Annotated in this window: 12 protein-coding genes and 8 tRNA genes; 13 read left to right on the top strand and 7 right to left on the bottom strand. The window is 38.9% G+C overall.

Translation table 11 applies throughout. The features are described from left to right. The first annotated feature begins 129 nt into the window (after nt 1-129). A complete protein-coding gene (locus B9T30_RS09650; protein WP_086184787.1) occupies nt 130-4,485 on the top strand; it encodes an Hpt domain-containing protein in 4,356 nt (1,451 codons plus the stop codon). Continuing rightward, the gene (locus tag B9T30_RS09645; protein WP_086184786.1) at nt 4,482-4,940 is read left to right on the top strand and encodes a hypothetical protein; all 459 of its coding nucleotides are present in this window, start codon (nt 4,482-4,484) and stop codon (nt 4,938-4,940) included. The genes B9T30_RS09650 and B9T30_RS09645 overlap by 4 nt, the downstream gene beginning before the upstream one ends. Before the next feature lie 73 nt (nt 4,941-5,013). Here B9T30_RS09645 and dapE read toward each other — a convergent pair whose 3' ends face one another. The 3 genes from dapE to B9T30_RS09630 form a co-directional block, all read right to left on the bottom strand. Then, a complete protein-coding gene (gene dapE, locus B9T30_RS09640) occupies nt 5,014-6,150 on the bottom strand; it encodes a succinyl-diaminopimelate desuccinylase (RefSeq protein ID WP_086184877.1) in 1,137 nt (378 codons plus the stop codon). 121 nt (nt 6,151-6,271) lie between these two features. Continuing rightward, a complete protein-coding gene (locus B9T30_RS09635; RefSeq protein WP_086165505.1) occupies nt 6,272-6,415 on the bottom strand; it encodes an entericidin A/B family lipoprotein in 144 nt (47 codons plus the stop codon). A 184-nt stretch (nt 6,416-6,599) separates the two neighbouring features. Then, complete coding sequence (locus tag B9T30_RS09630; protein WP_086184876.1) at nt 6,600-7,469, bottom strand: DUF1853 family protein; 870 nt, start codon at nt 7,467-7,469, stop codon at nt 6,600-6,602. A 96-nt stretch (nt 7,470-7,565) separates the two neighbouring features. On the opposite strand from B9T30_RS09630, the gene B9T30_RS09625 reads away from it, so the two are divergent. The 11 genes from B9T30_RS09625 to B9T30_RS09575 all read left to right on the top strand — a co-directional run bounded on the left by B9T30_RS09625 (nt 7,566) and on the right by B9T30_RS09575 (nt 10,172). After that, nucleotides 7,566-7,964 (top strand): YbaN family protein, encoded by a 399-nt coding sequence (locus B9T30_RS09625; protein WP_086184785.1) that lies wholly within the window; start codon nt 7,566-7,568, stop codon nt 7,962-7,964. An 8-nt stretch (nt 7,965-7,972) separates the two neighbouring features. After that, nucleotides 7,973-8,503, top strand: a complete 531-nt coding sequence (gene elsL, locus B9T30_RS09620; protein ID WP_086184784.1) for a cell wall-recycling L,D-carboxypeptidase ElsL — start codon at nt 7,973-7,975, stop codon at nt 8,501-8,503. A gap of 248 nt (nt 8,504-8,751) precedes the next feature. Next, nucleotides 8,752-8,827 (top strand) — tRNA-Val (locus tag B9T30_RS09615). A 25-nt stretch (nt 8,828-8,852) separates the two neighbouring features. After that, a tRNA-Asp gene (locus tag B9T30_RS09610) sits at nt 8,853-8,929 on the top strand. Nucleotides 8,930-8,979: 50 nt separating this feature from the next. Next, nucleotides 8,980-9,056, top strand: a tRNA-Asp gene (locus tag B9T30_RS09605). Nucleotides 9,057-9,077: 21 nt separating this feature from the next. Beyond that, a tRNA-Val gene (locus tag B9T30_RS09600) sits at nt 9,078-9,153 on the top strand. A gap of 11 nt (nt 9,154-9,164) precedes the next feature. Further along, nucleotides 9,165-9,241 (top strand) — tRNA-Asp (locus B9T30_RS09595). A gap of 29 nt (nt 9,242-9,270) precedes the next feature. Then, nucleotides 9,271-9,346, top strand: a tRNA-Val gene (locus B9T30_RS09590). 37 nt (nt 9,347-9,383) lie between these two features. After that, nucleotides 9,384-9,460, top strand: a tRNA-Asp gene (locus tag B9T30_RS09585). Between the two features lie 100 nt (nt 9,461-9,560). Beyond that, nucleotides 9,561-9,636: transfer RNA gene (locus B9T30_RS09580), tRNA-Val, on the top strand. Between the two features lie 74 nt (nt 9,637-9,710). After that, nucleotides 9,711-10,172, top strand: coding sequence for a DUF2750 domain-containing protein (locus tag B9T30_RS09575; RefSeq protein ID WP_086165502.1), 462 nt, complete (start codon nt 9,711-9,713; stop codon nt 10,170-10,172). Between the two features lies 1 nt (nt 10,173). Here the strand turns inward: B9T30_RS09575 and B9T30_RS09570 are convergent, their stop codons facing one another. From B9T30_RS09570 to yccS, 4 genes are all read right to left on the bottom strand, one after another. Continuing rightward, entirely contained in the window at nt 10,174-10,956 is a 783-nt protein-coding gene (locus tag B9T30_RS09570; RefSeq protein WP_086184783.1) for a YdcF family protein, read from the bottom strand. 129 nt (nt 10,957-11,085) lie between these two features. Beyond that, nucleotides 11,086-13,713: a PepSY domain-containing protein gene (locus B9T30_RS09565; protein WP_086184782.1), complete on the bottom strand. Its 2,628-nt coding sequence runs from the start codon at nt 13,711-13,713 to the stop codon at nt 11,086-11,088. 178 nt (nt 13,714-13,891) lie between these two features. Further along, nucleotides 13,892-14,452, bottom strand: a complete 561-nt coding sequence (locus B9T30_RS09560) for a YcxB family protein (RefSeq protein WP_086184781.1) — start codon at nt 14,450-14,452, stop codon at nt 13,892-13,894. An 85-nt stretch (nt 14,453-14,537) separates the two neighbouring features. Beyond that, a complete protein-coding gene (yccS, locus tag B9T30_RS09555) occupies nt 14,538-16,712 on the bottom strand; it encodes a YccS family putative transporter (protein ID WP_086184780.1) in 2,175 nt (724 codons plus the stop codon). Nucleotides 16,713-16,811 lie beyond the last annotated feature (99 nt).

The raw sequence follows: 16,811 nt of genomic DNA, 5'->3' as shown, positions 1-16,811 counted from the left end.
GGCACATCAATAAATCACAGATAAAGCATCGACAAGATGAACTTAGCTTCAAAGTTAGGTCTCGTGTGATGGTGATAATTAAGTTTGAGCGCCCTTCTTGGTGGCAGATAAACGTAAGAAGCCTAAGCTATGAAAGAAATATTAAAAAATTTAGTTGAAACGACTACGCTTCCTGAAGATAGTTATCTTGATCAAGATGCAGAAATTTTAGAAATTTTTGTTGAAGAAATAGAAGAGATCTTCGTTGAATTAAGCACTTTATTTAGCATATGGTTTAAAAGTCCAAGTGATCAAGAAACATTGAGCACAATTCGTCGCCATTTCCATACTCTAAAAGGGTCTGGGCGAATGGTTGGGGCAAAATCATCAGGTGAGTTGGCTTGGACTGTTGAAGATACTTTAAATCGCGCTATTTTGGGTACAATTCCTTTAGATGACAAAGTTCAATACTTTGCTCAAGCGGTATTTAAGATTTATCAATATAAGCTATACCCAGTTTTTAAGAGCGTTCAGCTTGCTGATATTGATTTGCGACCTTTGGTTTTGCTGGGTCAGCAAATACAACAAAAATTAAGTTTGGAGCCTGCATTAGAAGAATTACTGGAGCTTTCTACACGTTTAACGACAGAAGAAGATATTACTGGTTTAGAATTTAAAGATGAAGAATCCAGTACAGTTGCTACTGAAGCAGAAGATAATAATTATATAGAAGAAACAGTTGCTATCTTTATTGAAGAAGCTGAAGATCATTTAGCGACGATCGATCAGTTCTTGCAAAATGAAGAAGAGCAGACTCAAGATTATAATGGGCTTATTCGTGCCTTACACACTTTACGTGGTAGTTCATCAATGGCTCAAATTGAGCAGATTTTTGAAGCCAGTACTAAAGTAGAAAATTTATTTAAAACCCTATTACAAGACGATATTATTTCTACATCGAATCAAACGGCATTACTCATTCAGTATGCTGAGTTTGTACGTGATTATTTACATATTTTAAGACAGGGTCAAACACAAAAACTAGATGCAATTTATGAAACATTTAATAATGCATGGAATAATTACGGTTTTGCTTCAACTGAAATAGATGAAGGCGTTAATCCTCAAGGCTTAGTTTCTAAGCTGATTGCATTGAATATTGATTTGTTATTGGATGCTGAGTTCGAGTTTGAAAAACGTGCAAAAGTTGAATATCCAGAATATATACAAGCTTTAACTGAACAAGCGCAACAATTATTAGATCATACGGATAATCGTGCTGCGATTGGAATTCATCAATTTACCCATGAATTAAAGTTAAGTTATGAAACATTGGTATTAAAGCCAGAACTTTTAAATATTGATTATGCGTATGAGTTGTTTGCACAGGCGCATCAAGAATTTATCCATTTGTTTGATACGTTGGCTGCTGGACAACGTGTTATTTTGTCGGCTGATGTTCAGAAAGTATTAAATGATCTTTCTGCTTTCGTGCAGCAAGATTTCGAGCAGTTTGATGAGGTGGAAGCGCCTGTAGCGACCAGTACAGTATTGGCTGTTGTCGATCTTGCGCAGATTTCACAAAAAATCCGTTCTGCTCGCGCTCAAATGCATGCAGCCGATGCGAATCATGATTTTGATACAGATTTGTTGGAGATTTTCTTAGAAGAAGCCGAAGAGTTATTGGTCGGTATTGACCAAGATTTGAATACTTGGGCGAAGGATCAGACCAATACGGCCTCTTTGAATAATTTAATGCGTTATTTGCATACCTTAAAAGGTGGTGCAAATATGATTCAAGCGACTCATATTGGTTTGATTTCACATGAGTTAGAGTCAATTTATGAACGTGTGATTCGTAAACAAATTGTGGTAACACCACAACTTGTTAGTATTGTCCGTTTAGTACAAGATGATGTTACGGATCGAATTCAAATTATTCGTGAAAATAATATTGACTATGCTGGCCGTGAATCAATTGAAATTTTACGTAATATTCAAGAGATTGCACAAGGTAAGCTTGTTGGTGTGCCTACTCTTGAAATGGTTGCGGCTGAAGTTGAGACATTAGAAGCACCAATTGAAACATTTGCAGTAGCACTTGAGACAGAGCAAGAACCTGTTTTAGCAGATGTAGCGCATTTTGAAAGTCCAGAAGAAAGTATTCGCTTAATTGCAGAAGAAACTTTCTTAGAAGAAGCTGAAGAAATTCTTGAGTCTACAGACGAGTTCTTAACAAAATGGTTTGAGCAACGAAGCGATCGTAGCTTGCTTCTTCAATTACAACGTGCAGCCCACAGCCTTAAAGGTGGTGCACGTATGGTTGAAAATGAACCTGTCGCGGCAATTTCATATCAATTAGAAACTACGTTTGAACAGTTTGCAGTCCATCACTTTAATTCGAATGCTTACGATTTATTATTACAAACGACATTTTCATGGTTGAAGCAGGCCATCTTTGAGCGTGATTATAGTAATTTTGATAGTTTAAGATTAAGTTTAGAGTCGATTGAGTTGGTGAATGTCACAGCTCAATTACCAAATCGCGTGGCTCAAGCAAATAGCTTATCAACGCCTAAAATCTTTGAGTTTATTCAAGGTGATGGTGCTGAACCACCGGCTATGTTGGGTGAGTGGGACTTAAGTTCTCAACAAGACAATAGTAATGAGATGATCCGTATTTCTGCCGATTTGGTGGAAAAAATGATCGACTTGTCTGGTGAGAATGCAATTAACCGTTCACGTATTGAAATGGACTTGGGTCAAATCGGTAATACCTTAAATGAGATGGAATTGGCGATGAAGCGTTTAGCTGACCAATTACGTCGAATGGAAGGTGAGTTAGAATCACAAATTATTGCCAAACATGGTTCAGAAAATTCACGTTATGCTGATTTTGACCCATTAGAGATGGATCAATATTCATCTTTAAATCAGTTGTCGAAATCTTTGGCGGAATCTGCATCTGACTTGGTCGATTTTAAAAGGACTTTGGCTGAAAAAATTCGTGATGCTGAAGGCTTGCTTTTACAACAATCACGTATTCAGGCAGAGATTCAAGAAAGTTTGATGCGTACTCGACTAGTACCATTTTCACGTTTATTGCCTCGTTTACAACGTATTGTTCGTCAGACTTCATCGACTCTCAATCGTCCGACGGAATTGATTGTCAATAATACTGAAGGTGAATTGGACCGTACGATTCTTGAACGCTTGGTCACTCCGTTTGAACATATGCTCCGTAATGCGATTGACCACGGTATTGAAGATACTGAACAGCGTCTGCAAGCTAAGAAAGCAGAAGTCGGTCATATTGAACTCAATATTAGCCGTCAAGGTACTGATGTATTGGTATCCTTTAGTGATGATGGTAAGGGGATTGATGAGTCTAAGATTCAAGAAAAAGCACTTAACTTAGGTTTGATTAAAGCGGATCAATTCCTTGATAAGCAAGAAATTCTTCAATTGATTTTCCATCCTGGATTCAGTACTGCGAAAGAAGTGACTCAAATTTCTGGTCGTGGTGTTGGTTTGGATGTGGTTCAAAGTGAAATTAAAGCACTTGGTGGACATGTTTCTGTTGACTCTAATCTTGGCGAAGGAACAACATTTACGATTCGAGTCCCAACCACTGTATCCGTTAGTGATGCCTTGATGGTGAAAGCAGGCGATCAACAATTTGCAATTTCACTTGCTCAAATTGACCGTATTGTACGAATTGCACCTTCAACTCTGGAAGCTTATTTTAATAGTAAAGATGACTTCTTTAAAATTGATAACACCAATTACAAGTTACGTTATTTATCTGAATTCGTTTCAAATCAACCATTACCACGCTTAAGCAATATTGCACATTCTTTACCTGTATTGTTAATTAAGGGGAATAGTGGTCAAACCATTGCGCTGTTGGTGGATCAGTTGATTGGTTCGCGTGCACAAATTGTAGTGAAACCAATTGGTCAACAATTCTCAAGTGTAGGTGTGGTTGCTGGAGCAACGATTTTAGGTAATGGTCAAGTGTGTTTGATTTTAGAAGGTCAAAACATTGCTCGACAAATTCAAGCGACACAACGCATTAAACATATTGCTGATTCGCGAGATTCATCACGACACAATAATGCACGTCGTTTAATTATGATTGTCGATGACTCGGTGACTGTACGTAAGGTGACTTCACGTTTACTCGAACGTCAAGGTTATGATGTGGTGACGGCTAAAGATGGTGTCGATGCGATAGAACAACTTGAAAATGTGAAACCTGATTTAATGTTGCTCGATATTGAAATGCCACGGATGGATGGTTTTGAAGTCACGAATTTGGTACGTCATCATGAGGTGCATCAAAATTTACCAATTATTATGATTACATCAAGAACGGGTGAGAAGCATCGTGAACGTGCATTCAGTCTTGGGGTGACACATTATATGGGTAAACCATTCCAAGAAGCAGAATTGCTAAGTAATGTTGAAAATTTGTTAGACGCCAGTCAGGGGGCAACTAAATGAGCCAAAATAGTGTTTCCAGCTCTGCTGTTGATAAAATGACGCAACAAGAGTTGCATCACCTTATTACAGTATCAACTGGTTTTATTGATGCCTATATTATTGACTGTCATGGTAAAGATGCGATGTTATTACCACAAAACATTGTTTTGTCGGCACTCGATAGTGCCACAGATGTGTCCTTTGTGGAGTGGCATGAGCTTAAATTGCCGGTTTATGCGGTGAATAATCCTGAGCATAAAGCTGGAGTTGCGTTGGTTATTGAAGGCGATGATGTGAGTCAGCGTTTTGCATTAATGTGTAATGAGATGCCAAAAACCATCCGTTTACGTATTTCTGAAGTCGTTGATGAAGAACATGCTTTAAGTGATCCAACGGTATTCCAATATGTGCGTATGGCTGATCAAGTTTTTCACATACCTAATTTAGCCCAAATTCAATCATCTTTAGGCTTTTAATTGTATTGAGTCTTTCAAATATGAGACACAAAAAAAGGAACTGTTTATCGTTCCTTTTTTTGTTTTTTGGATTTTAGTTCGCCAATAAACCTTCTAATATTTGTTCATAAATTTCAGCAAGTGGTTCTAAGTCAGCAACATTTACATGTTCATCAATTTGATGGATGCTGGCATTTAAGACACCAAGCTCAAGCACTTGTGCACCTGTAGGTGCAATAAAGCGACCATCTGAAGTACCGCCACTGGTCGAAAGTTCTGTTTCAATTCCAGTGACATTACGAATGGCATTTTGAGCAGCATTGACCAGTTCACCGACTGGGGTAAGGAACGGTAAACCCGATAATGTCCATTCAATATCATAATTTACATTGTGGCGATCAAGAATTTCTAAAGTACGTGCTTTAAGTTCTTCTGCGGTCACTTCAGTAGAGTAGCGGAAGTTAAATAAGGTATTCATGGTTCCTGGTACAACATTGGTTGCACCTGTACCAGAGTGAATATTTGAGATTTGGAAAGACGTGGCAGGGAAATATTCATTGCCATTGTCCCAAACGGTATCGCATAGTTCAGCTAATGCTTTAGAGACAGTGTGAATAGGGTTGATAGCAAGGTGAGGGTAAGCAACATGACCCTGTTTGCCTTTGACTGTAAGCTTGGCATTGAGTGAACCACGACGACCATTTTTAACAATATCACCCAATTGATTGGTACTTGATGGTTCACCGACCAAACACCACGTCATTTTTTCATTGCGTGCTTCTAAGGCTTCAACGACTTTCACTGTACCGTTAATTGAAGGGCCTTCTTCATCAGAAGTAATCAAAAAGGCAATAGAGCCTTTATGATTTGGGTGTTTTGCGATAAAGCGTTCAGATGCAACCACCATGGCTGCAAGTGCAGTCTTCATATCGGCACTACCACGACCATAAAGTTTACCATCGCGAATTTCTGGTATAAATGGATCAGAGTTCCAGTCATCTAAACTGCCTGTTGGAACAACATCGGTATGTCCTGCAAAACATAAAACTGGAGCTTGAGTTCCTTTACGCGCCCATAGATTATCGACATCTTCAAAACGCATTGATTCAATATTGAAACCAATTTTTTCTAAACGGTCTGCCATAATGTTTTGGCAACTATGATCGACTGGCGTCACAGAAGGTTGACGTAATAACTGTAAACTAAGCTCTAGAGTTTCTGAGTGGTTCATACCGGTTAAATCAATCGAAAATGTGCCCAGTATAATAGGGGAATCATGTGGATAAGGTAAGGGGCGTTTTAAATATAAAAAAACCTTATCTAGACATAAGGTTTTTTTGAGATCAATCACTTTACATTTTGTCTTGCGTTTTTTCAGCCGTATTGGTGACTGCATCGCCAGCTTTTGAAACGTCTTTACCAAAGCCTTTAAACGTATTACAACCGGTTAAAACAAAAGCCATAATGAGGGACGCAGCAAGAATTTTTTTCATCATCATCTCCAAGTGTGAATCATTATTTTGATGTAGTTTTAGGTTAATTAATGCTCAATGTAAACAATATGAGTTTTTGATGGTAGAAAAGTAACCAATTGTTATGCGTTAGAGAGATTTTAAAGTCATTGTGACAATACAATTCATTCTTCAAATGTTAATCAATTCAAATATCTCTTTTATCAGGTTATCTTTTAAAATTTTGAGAAAGTAGCGCTGCGTTTCTAAACATATAGATATGAGATTGATCTTGTTGTTGATATAGACCATTGATCCACCAATGTGCAGTTTTACTACTTAAATCCGCTTGTGGGCAAATCCATTCCTGACGTTGTAAGCGATAAAATGCGGAGTCTTGAGCAGGAATCACACTTCCCCAACAGCCTAAGCGCCGTTGTGAATTCACCCAAGTTGGAATGGGGTTTTGTGAATGTTCAATAGGAAGATAAAGTTGACCTTTTAAGACCACAAAGCGTTGTTCAATCTGATATTCAAGTGCATCTTCAAATTGAAATTGTTTCTGGCTAAAGTGATTTAATTTTCGTAGCAATGTGTCACTACGATTTAAGCCGTACCAATAAGCGAGAGAAAAATCCCGTTCCGCCAAATAATATTTTAAAGCCACTTCCCAGTGTTCAATTTTATTGCTTTCTGTATTGCGCAATAGAAAGTCGAGTTCACCTAAAGTTTTAGGCCCTGCAATTTTTTGAATACTATGACCCAGCAACTCATAGGGGTGATAGCTGTGATCGAGTAACCAAAACCAGATAAACATTTCAAAACGTAGACCTAAACGGGTACTTTTTAGCTGTTGTAAAAAGGCTTCTAATTCTTGAGGATGTTGATCTAAATGAAGCAATCTGGCGTGATAATGTTGAAAATGCGTTGCCCATGTTTCAGTGTTATGCAATTCAAAGGTATGTTTTAGCTCCAATTCAGGAGGAATAGAACTTAAAGTATTTGGACTGCATACGCAAAATGCCAACTGCCTAACCAATAGATTTTTAAATTGAAGCCAAGGTTCATGAAGATCAGAAGCTTGATTTAAAGCAAACATAGAAACACCCAGCGCTAAATTAAAAAGTGCAGAATTACAACGGATCACAGATAAAAACACTTTATACTACCGCAATTAGTTGTATAGGGCAGTGCTATGAAAATGTTGTTTTGGCGGAGTTTAGTGATGATTTTTGTCATTCTAGGCTTTATCGGAGCGCTTTTACCGGGTATGCCAACAACAGTATTTCTTATTTTAGCAGCTTGGGCCGCGTCAAAAGGCTGGCCACAAATGGATGAATGGTTACTCAATCATCCTAAGTATGGTCAAACCTTAAGAGCATGGCGTGAAAGCGGGACTGTGCCGCGCAAAGCGAAATGGTTCGCCAGTATCATGATGTTGATCAGCGCTATGCTGATGTTATTGACCAACGCGCCTGTGTTGGTCAAAGTGTTTACAGACTTGATTATGTTAAGCGTAGCAATTTGGTTGTGGCTACGTCCTGAACCTTTGACTGTACAGATTAAAAAACCACAGATTAAAGAGCCTGAGTAATACATATCATGTCATATTCTTTAGCACACGCAGATGTCTGGATTGATTTAGCAGAGCAAACCTTAACTTTACCGAAGCATAATAAATGTTATCTGATTTCTTCAGGTCAAAATGGCATAGGTGAGCAAGAAAATACAGGGAAGACACCCAGAGGTTGGCATAAGATTGCGCTTAAATTTGGTCAAACAGCGCCTCAAAATGCAGTCTTTATTGCCAGACAAGAAACGGGTGAAGTTTATGATGAAGCTCTAGCGGCAGAATTTCCTGAACGGGATTGGATTTTATCTCGTATTCTTTGGTTAAGAGGCTTAGAAGATAATTTTAATCAAGGTGAGGGATGCGACACTTTTAAACGCTATATTTATATACACGGTACGCCAGACAGCGAACCGATGGGCATTCCCATGTCGCATGGCTGTATTCGTATGCGTAATCAGGATGTGATTGAATTATTTGATCTGATTGCTGAAGAGGCTTTAGTTTTTATTTCCGAACATAAATTAAATTTAGTGGACTTGGAAATCAGTATAAATAGATAAAACTGCATCTCAGAATAAAATGATTTACTGTTTATTCAAAAATCTGAATATTTGTTGAGTAAAAATTAGGCGATGAATTTAGCTGTTTTTTAGTAAAATCCTAAATAAGTTGCAGAAATTGTTTGTTTTTATAGCGAATCACCTATTTTTTAATCACTCAAACATAAAAAACTCAAAACAGGCAGAAAAGCGTTTGACAGGCTGCATAGATTCTCTATAATGCACCACACAAACGATGAAGTCGTAAAGGGCGCTTAGCTCAGTTGGTAGAGCGTCTGCCTTACAAGCAGAATGTCGGCGGTTCGATCCCGTCAGCGCCCACCAAGTCTTTACGTTAGGTACTTAAAGTGCAGCGGTAGTTCAGTTGGTTAGAATATCGGCCTGTCACGCCGAGGGTCGCGGGTTCGAGTCCCGTCCGCTGCGCCACTTTAGTTCTTAATAAATTGTTTGTACTTTAATAGCGATATTATGTAAGTGCAGCGGTAGTTCAGTTGGTTAGAATATCGGCCTGTCACGCCGAGGGTCGCGGGTTCGAGTCCCGTCCGCTGCGCCATTTACATGATAGACCTTTTAAGGGCGCTTAGCTCAGTTGGTAGAGCGTCTGCCTTACAAGCAGAATGTCGGCGGTTCGATCCCGTCAGCGCCCACCATTTTTTGTGATGCAGCGGTAGTTCAGTTGGTTAGAATATCGGCCTGTCACGCCGAGGGTCGCGGGTTCGAGTCCCGTCCGCTGCGCCATCTTAAAATCGAAATGTTAGACCCTTTAAGGGCGCTTAGCTCAGTTGGTAGAGCGTCTGCCTTACAAGCAGAATGTCGGCGGTTCGATCCCGTCAGCGCCCACCATATCTTCGGATATAAAACTTAGTGATAAGTTTACAATGCAGCGGTAGTTCAGTTGGTTAGAATATCGGCCTGTCACGCCGAGGGTCGCGGGTTCGAGTCCCGTCCGCTGCGCCATTTTTCAAACATCCTGATTTTGAAAAATGTGTGACATTAGCATAGATTACGCACAGCGTTGGTCTTGCATCAAAAATTCAATTCTTGAATTTTTTCTTCAGGGCGCTTAGCTCAGTTGGTAGAGCGTCTGCCTTACAAGCAGAATGTCGGCGGTTCGATCCCGTCAGCGCCCACCATATATTCTCCTTGCTCAAATTCTGTTTTTTTCATAGAATCTCAAGCCTATAATAATTTTAAATATTGAAAAACTATGAGAAATCAATATCAACGCAAAGCTGCGTCGAAAAATCAGAATAAAAGTTATAATGCACAAGATATTTATAAACAATTTATTGAAACGATTGTTGCCCAAGGTTCATTGAGTGCTTTATTTGACGATGGATGGGCTTTATGTGCAACTCCAACAGGTCAGCGTGCTTTCGCAGTATGGCAGCATAAAAGCTTGGCAAAGTTATTGATCAAAGATAACTGGCAAAGGTATCAAATTCAGGAAATTTCACTCAAAGATTTTATTGAAAAAGTAATTCCTTTTTTGCGTCAAGAAAATACCTGCATATCTATGGATTTAACTCCTGAAGGGCAAAATGTATTGGTTGCACCCGAGAAATTGCTCTTAGATCTGAAAAAGTATCTTTATCAGATCTATATGCAAAAACCAGAATTATTCAAGGATACGAAACTTCCTTTGCCGCGTAATATCCGTTTAAATTAATTTAATACTCTTGTAAGACCCAACCACTGATAAAAGCAAAGTACTCCCTTAACCATGCGTTATAACGCGTGTTTAAGGGCGTTTCTGCACTGCTCATGATGATATTTTGATAGCCTAGTTTTTTGGCAATAGCTGCTGCTCGCAATGTATGAAAGTCACTGGTCACAATGGCAATTGGCGCAGAGAGTGGAATTTTCTGATCCTTTAAAATTGTCTTTGAGTTCAATAAATTTAATTCAGTACTGGTACTTTTATCTTCCAAATAAATACGTTGTAGCGGAATGTTATACTGCTGATATAAATATTTTGCCATAATTTCAGCTTCAGACTCTTTTTCAGTATAACCAATGCCACCGGTGACAATAAGAATGGCTTTCGTCTGTTGTTGTGCAAGTTCAGCCCCTTTATCTAAGCGTTTAGCTAAAGTTGGAGAGGGTTGACCATTTTGGATACCACTGCCTAAAATAATAATGGCGTGTACGGTTTGCTCCGTATTTTGCTGTTGGGTATGCTGGTGAATATAAGAGAAAAATACAGCTACACTGATGAGCCAAAGTAAAAAACCACCCCAGCCCCATTGATAGAGTGCTTTAAGTTGTACTTTTTGCGTTAAAAAGCGCTGAATGGTACGATAAAAAATGGCATAGGTTAGTAATAAAAAACCAAGCAATAGGGGTAATAAAGTCCCCAGATGAATTTTATTTTGCCAAATTAAAAATAAACCGTCGCAGAACAAAATGCAGCCGAAGATCAAACTAAAAATTCTTTTTATTTTTTCAAACATAAAGATGGTTTTTGTGTAAATGAGATCTTTTGCAGTCTAACTGAAGTGAGATATTTTTCTAGTCTTGATTAAAAAAACCGAGCGACTTAGGCTCGGTTTTTTTATCTGCTTAAATGGTCTTTTCTTGAATTAGTAGACATCACGACGGTAACGACCTTCTTGGCGAAGCTGATCAACCATTGCTTCACCCAGAATAGTAATCAGGGCTTGATCTACATCGCTGGCCATACCCTGAATACTACCGCAAACATAAATTGCAGCACCATTGTTGACCCATGCTTGAAGTTCTTGTGCGTGTTCACGAAGTTTGTGATGTACATACACTTTGGCTTCTTGATCACGAGAAAAAGCCAAATCAAGGCGTTGTAGCATACCTGTCGTTTGCCATGCTTCAATAGTGCTTTGATAGAAGAAGTCGTGCTCGCGTTGACGTTCACCAAAGATTAACCAGTTTTGGGTGTAGTCTTGACGTGTACGTGCATGTAATAAGCTCATTAAGCCCGCCAAACCTGTACCGTTACCAATACAAATGATAGGGCGGTTATCATCAATCAGGTGGAATGAGTCGTTGGTGCGAATACGCAGTGCAATTTCACTCTTTAATGCGGCATGTTGAGTTAACCAGCCAGAGCCTAAGCCGAGTTGACCTTGAGCATCTGCTTGTTGGCGAACCACCAAACGCAATACCTGCTGCGATGGAATACTGGCAATAGAATATTCACGCGAAGGTAGAGTTTGTAATTGCTCAAGCAAGTGTTCTAAATTGGCAAAAGGTTCAACTTCAGTGGTTAAATCTTTGTTCCATAATGCTTGTTCAATCTTGATGCTCAGTGATTCAACTGGGCTATGTGCAGCAATATGGTATTTTTGCATAAAGTGGGCAATACGCTCAGCACTATTACCAGGTTGAACTTCGGCAATATCACCTGCTTGCCAATGTACTTCATGCGTTGGTTTCAGTTCAATATTAAATGCTGCTGCACCTAGGCTGTCAGGATTGAGTACATCACGTTGAGTTAATGTCCATGAATCGAATGTTTTTTCAATATTCATGGCTTGTAATTCAAGTTGAGTCACTTTTGCTAAAGCTGTATTCCATGCTTGGATCTGCTGATGATTGGCATTATTCACTTCAATGGTGGCAAATAATTGCTTCGCACCATTTTGTTTTAACCAGTCATCAATAGCGTGCCCGAAACTACAGAAGGTTTCAGGGTATTCTTGAGAGCCTAAGGCTAAAACAGCATAGTTGAGATGGCTTAAATCAACTGGTATTGGAAGTATTTTTTTCACAAAACTTGATGCTAAATCGGGTGCTTCACCCGTACCATAGGTACTGACCACAAACAGAACTTGTTCAGTATTTTTTAAATCGTCTACGCTTAGATGTTGTAATGCTTTGACTGTTACAGATTGACGAGCCTCTTGTAAGCTGGTTGCAGTACGCCATGCTAATTGTTCTGAAGTACCCGTTTGTGTTGCATAAGCAATGAGCCAAGGTTTTGCATTTGGATCGAGCGTGACTGCGGTTGCAGCAAGGCGAGCCTGTTGGGTCAGTTTCTTTTGTTTACGACGTTTGAGATAAAGCATCCAACCTGTCACAAAGAACAATGGCATGACCAACGCAGCAAGCATGGCTAAGAATTGGTATACAGGACCAAAGAAACTGCCGCGATGCACAGGCAACATGCTGCTCATGATTTTTTCATTTAATTTTTGATCTTCATAGAGATCCATTTTTTCAATGGCTGAAGTTTGATAATTAAATGTGGCTTTGTTACGTGCACGTTCATGTTGTGGAACGACATCAACAAAGTTTAACTCGATTTTGCCATCGGGTTTTTTCGGTAAATTGATCGTCAGGGTGGAATAGTCACGACCGACTTGTGCATTAAAGCCTGTCCAAGTTTGGGTTAAAGCCAGATTAATTTGCGCTGCTGAGAGTTCTTTTTTCGCATCTTTATGTTTTGAATCAGCTTCACCACGCACAGCTTGATTTTTATTGCGTTGTTCACCCGCACTTTTTGTTCGTTGACCTTCTGCATTTTGACGATTGCCTTTGCCTTCTTGCATTTCTGCTTGAGGAGACTCAACCCCCAATACTTTATACATGCCATTACGCCACCAGTCATAAGACCAATATAGTCCAGTACAGGCAAGTATTAAGTAAAAAATCACCACCCACGTACCCACAACAGCATGTAAATCCCAAAGAAAATTACGACCTTTGAGCTGTGGTTTAATCATGAACCATTGTTTTAAAGAGTGCTTTTTAGGCCAACGTAGATATAAGCCACTCAAAACAAAGATAATCAGGATAAGGGTACATGCGCCAGTAATTTGTTTTCCGACAGGGCCGACGGTTAAATTACGATGCAACTGTTGGACAAATTGGAAGAAATCTCGACCTTTAATTTCAGGCAAAACTTCGGCAGTGTAGGGATTGATCATCATGTTATAACCCTTACGCGCACCTTCTTTGACAATATTAATGCTAGAAGAGGCAGTTGGGTCTTTGGCAGTAGTAATGCTATTAATTTTTATTGTTGAATCAGTATTATAGAAGTGCTGATACAGCTCTGCGGGTGTTAATTTATCTCGATTTTCAGCTGCTACGGTATAACTATCTGGATTGAGCCATTTTTGAATCGGTTGTTCGTATGAGTAAATAGCACCTGTGACACCCATAATAGAGAGAATCAAGCCGGCAGTAATCCCGAGAAACCAGTGGATCTGAAAAAAGATTTTTTTTAACATAGCTGGAAAATGATATGAGTGGTAAACAGTAGTAGCGCCAATTATAACTGAACATTTAGTAGATACTATGGATTTTGAGAGCGATATATATTCTCATTCTCACTTATGCTTATGGTATTAAAAAAACCCCCAATATTTTGGAGGTTTTTTATGCAAAAAATTTGCCTTACAGCAGGTCTTAAACTTGTTTGGCTTCGCCAACAGTTTCAGTTAAATGCTTACGAATGGTATTGAATGAAAAGTTTCTTGAATCCATACGTTTTGGCAGAATATAAGCACCTTGTTGACCTTTCACTTTGAAGTTAATCAACAAAAATTCTGGCGTGTTATACCATTCATAAATATCTTTCCAGCCAATTGCACCGACACCTTCTTGTGCACCCATTTTTTGGCGCATAATCAGACCGTGCGGTTGCACGCCTAAGCGGATACCTTTGATTTCCTGAACTGGAAACTCATTCATTTTACGTTTAACGTACCATTCTAAACCGAATTTACGAATCAATAAGTAAGCAATAACACCGACCAGTGCGACCCAACAAAAAATAGTCGAATAGTTTTTTAATAAGATAATACCCACAATGGATAATACAGCGACGACAGCCATGATAATCCATGATTTAGTGCTGATTTTGTTGGTACTACGCCAAATAGCAAGTTGAGCTTGACGTTGTTCAGCCTCTGAAATTTCATAGTTCACAGGCTGAAGGGTATAAGCGTATAAATTTTTCGCGGTCATAATGAAAATAACAAATTTAGAACTGTAAAAAGTTTAGCATTATTTATAGCAATTCAGTGAGTATATTGTTCCAAAATCATCCTATTTATAATGAGGCTAATTCGGTGGCTTTATCATCACGGTCATGACTCAAACTTTGCTTTAAACGGCTGAGTTGATTCAGGATGCTCAACATTAAAGATAATTGTTGTAACACAATTAGCGCTTTTTGATCATCTTTATTATTTGAGCTTAAGCGTTGGCGAATCGTATCCAACATATTTTGTGCATTAAGATCAGGGGCTTCATCTTTGAGTAAAGATCCTTGGATATTTTTTAAAGCGAGATCTAAAAGCGTTAACACTTCTTGATCTTCTATTTTCTCACGATGCGCGCCTAAAGCTGCAATATAACTTAATAGGGTATGATTCAAGCATAAAAATTCAAAAGCTAAGGCTTTTTGCGTGGGATCAAAATCGGGTTCTGTGGCTAAGGTTGAAATGAGTGATGCGACTTCTGCATCATTATTATGTGCAGTACGACGGATCACGCGATATTTCAAGCCATTATTACGTCCATGTTTGTATTGCTCTGCAACTTCCGCTAAGTAATTACACTGTGCGGTCAGGGAGCGATTAATGGTGCGCGATAGACGACGAAATTTCCAGTCGGGGAAAATAAAACTGACCCCAAACCATGCCAATGCACAGCCAATTAATGTATCAATCATCCGAGGTACTGCTGCTGCAAAACCTACACCGTCAAGATTGAAGTTAATCATTGCAAGAATCGTAATAAAAGCAGTGGCTTGTGCATATTGTTTGCTGCGTAATTCAAAGAATAGTACGCCACTTAAAATCAGCAGCAATAATTGTCCTTCAATGGAGGGGATAAAGTATAAAATGGCATAGCCTAAAATAATCCCCACCAAAGTACCGACAATACGTAAACGTAAGCGACGCTTGGTGGCATTAAAATTGGGTTGGCTGACAAAAAGAGCAGTCAGTAAAACCCAATAACCATATTCAATATTGCTCACTTGGACAAAAATATAACCAATCAGTAAGACAATAGAGACACGTATGGCATGTCTAAACAGAACGGATTCAGGGGTTAACTGCTGTTTGATTCGGATAACAATGTCATCCCAGCCTTTTAGGTCATCATCTTTGAGTTGGTTTTCAATATGTTTGGTTCTATCAAATTTAATATGACGTTCAGTTTCTACATTACGCAGTTGAGCATCAATCGCCTTTAAATTTTGATAGAGCGAAAATAGGGCGTTGACCCAGACTTGATCATACTGTTGTTCTGTACGTAACTTTTCTAAAGACAGTTTTAAATTGGCAAAAGCATGTTTAAAGCGTTTATTGTGCTGATAGGTTTCACGATGCAAAATGCTGTGGCTTAAATCTTTACAGGCTTTGGCTTGAATAAATAAAATCCGTTGGAAGCGAAATAAAATATCACTGTGTTCAAAAATTTTGCCCAGTTTTTGGTAATCAATATGGGCTGAGTCAGCACGTTCATGAATATCTTGGGCAACAAAATAATACTGTAAGCTACGACGGGTATCTTTTTGTCCGCGGTCACCTTTTAAACGGGTCAGCAGTGCGGTTTTCATTTCATTAAAAATACCGACTAATTTGCCATTTTCTAAAGATAATTCAATCATACTTTGCTGATAGCTGTGGGGTGTCATATCGACATCAAACAGGTTCGATTTTGCAAAGAGAAAATCCCCTAAGGATGAATAACACTGCGACAACTTGTCTTGTACTTGGCGAACGGGAAACAATAAAAAGCTAATGGTTGAAATCACGCCATACCACGCTGCACCAATCACTAAGAGTAAAGGTTGGATATACCAATGGTCAAATAGTCCAACACCTAGCATTGAGTACACGGAAATGACTAAACAGCCATAGGAAATGGTGGCGTAACGACGACCCAGCGAGCCAAGTAAGATCCAACCAATACAGGAAACAATTAAGCCTAAAGCAAATAAAATTGGGTAAGGAAATAGGAAATAAACAGATGTAGCAGTAATAAAAAAACCAATATAGGTATAAATTAGGTTCATGATGCGAACTGAAAAGCGGTCATCAATATCACTTAGACCCGCAGCAACCACCCCTAAAGTCAATGGAATGGTGGCAATCTGATGTCCCATAAAATAAGGAACAAAAGCAGTCCCTGCAAATGCAATGACCATACGCAGGTTATACATAAAGGTAGTGTTGTAGGTCGCTTGTTTAATACGCGTGAGCCAAGATTTCAAATTATGTCCTTACCACAAAGTGATCTATGCATCATGAAGTAAAATTATGTGATTTTTCACTCTCAATTTTTAGAAATAATACTATGTACAGTGTAAGCT

The organism is Acinetobacter sp. ANC 4973 (genome assembly GCF_002135275.1).
GTDB lineage: Bacteria > Pseudomonadota > Gammaproteobacteria > Pseudomonadales > Moraxellaceae > Acinetobacter > Acinetobacter kyonggiensis.
The sequence above is the reverse complement of the archived record's forward strand: the minus strand, read 5'-3'. Positions and strand labels throughout refer to the sequence as shown.

Coding starts and splice junctions, on each gene's coding strand:
- B9T30_RS09650 (WP_086184787.1), top strand. CDS start 130: ATGAAAGAAATATTAAAAAATTTAGTTGAAACGACTACGCTTCCTGAA.
- B9T30_RS09645 (WP_086184786.1), top strand. CDS start 4,482: ATGAGCCAAAATAGTGTTTCCAGCTCTGCTGTTGATAAAATGACGCAA.
- dapE (WP_086184877.1), bottom strand. CDS start 6,150: ATGAACCACTCAGAAACTCTAGAGCTTAGTTTACAGTTATTACGTCAA.
- B9T30_RS09635 (WP_086165505.1), bottom strand. CDS start 6,415: ATGATGAAAAAAATTCTTGCTGCGTCCCTCATTATGGCTTTTGTTTTA.
- B9T30_RS09630 (WP_086184876.1), bottom strand. CDS start 7,469: ATGTTTGCTTTAAATCAAGCTTCTGATCTTCATGAACCTTGGCTTCAA.
- B9T30_RS09625 (WP_086184785.1), top strand. CDS start 7,566: ATGAAAATGTTGTTTTGGCGGAGTTTAGTGATGATTTTTGTCATTCTA.
- elsL (WP_086184784.1), top strand. CDS start 7,973: ATGTCATATTCTTTAGCACACGCAGATGTCTGGATTGATTTAGCAGAG.
- B9T30_RS09575 (WP_086165502.1), top strand. CDS start 9,711: ATGAGAAATCAATATCAACGCAAAGCTGCGTCGAAAAATCAGAATAAA.
- B9T30_RS09570 (WP_086184783.1), bottom strand. CDS start 10,956: ATGTTTGAAAAAATAAAAAGAATTTTTAGTTTGATCTTCGGCTGCATT.
- B9T30_RS09565 (WP_086184782.1), bottom strand. CDS start 13,713: ATGTTAAAAAAAATCTTTTTTCAGATCCACTGGTTTCTCGGGATTACT.
- B9T30_RS09560 (WP_086184781.1), bottom strand. CDS start 14,452: ATGACCGCGAAAAATTTATACGCTTATACCCTTCAGCCTGTGAACTAT.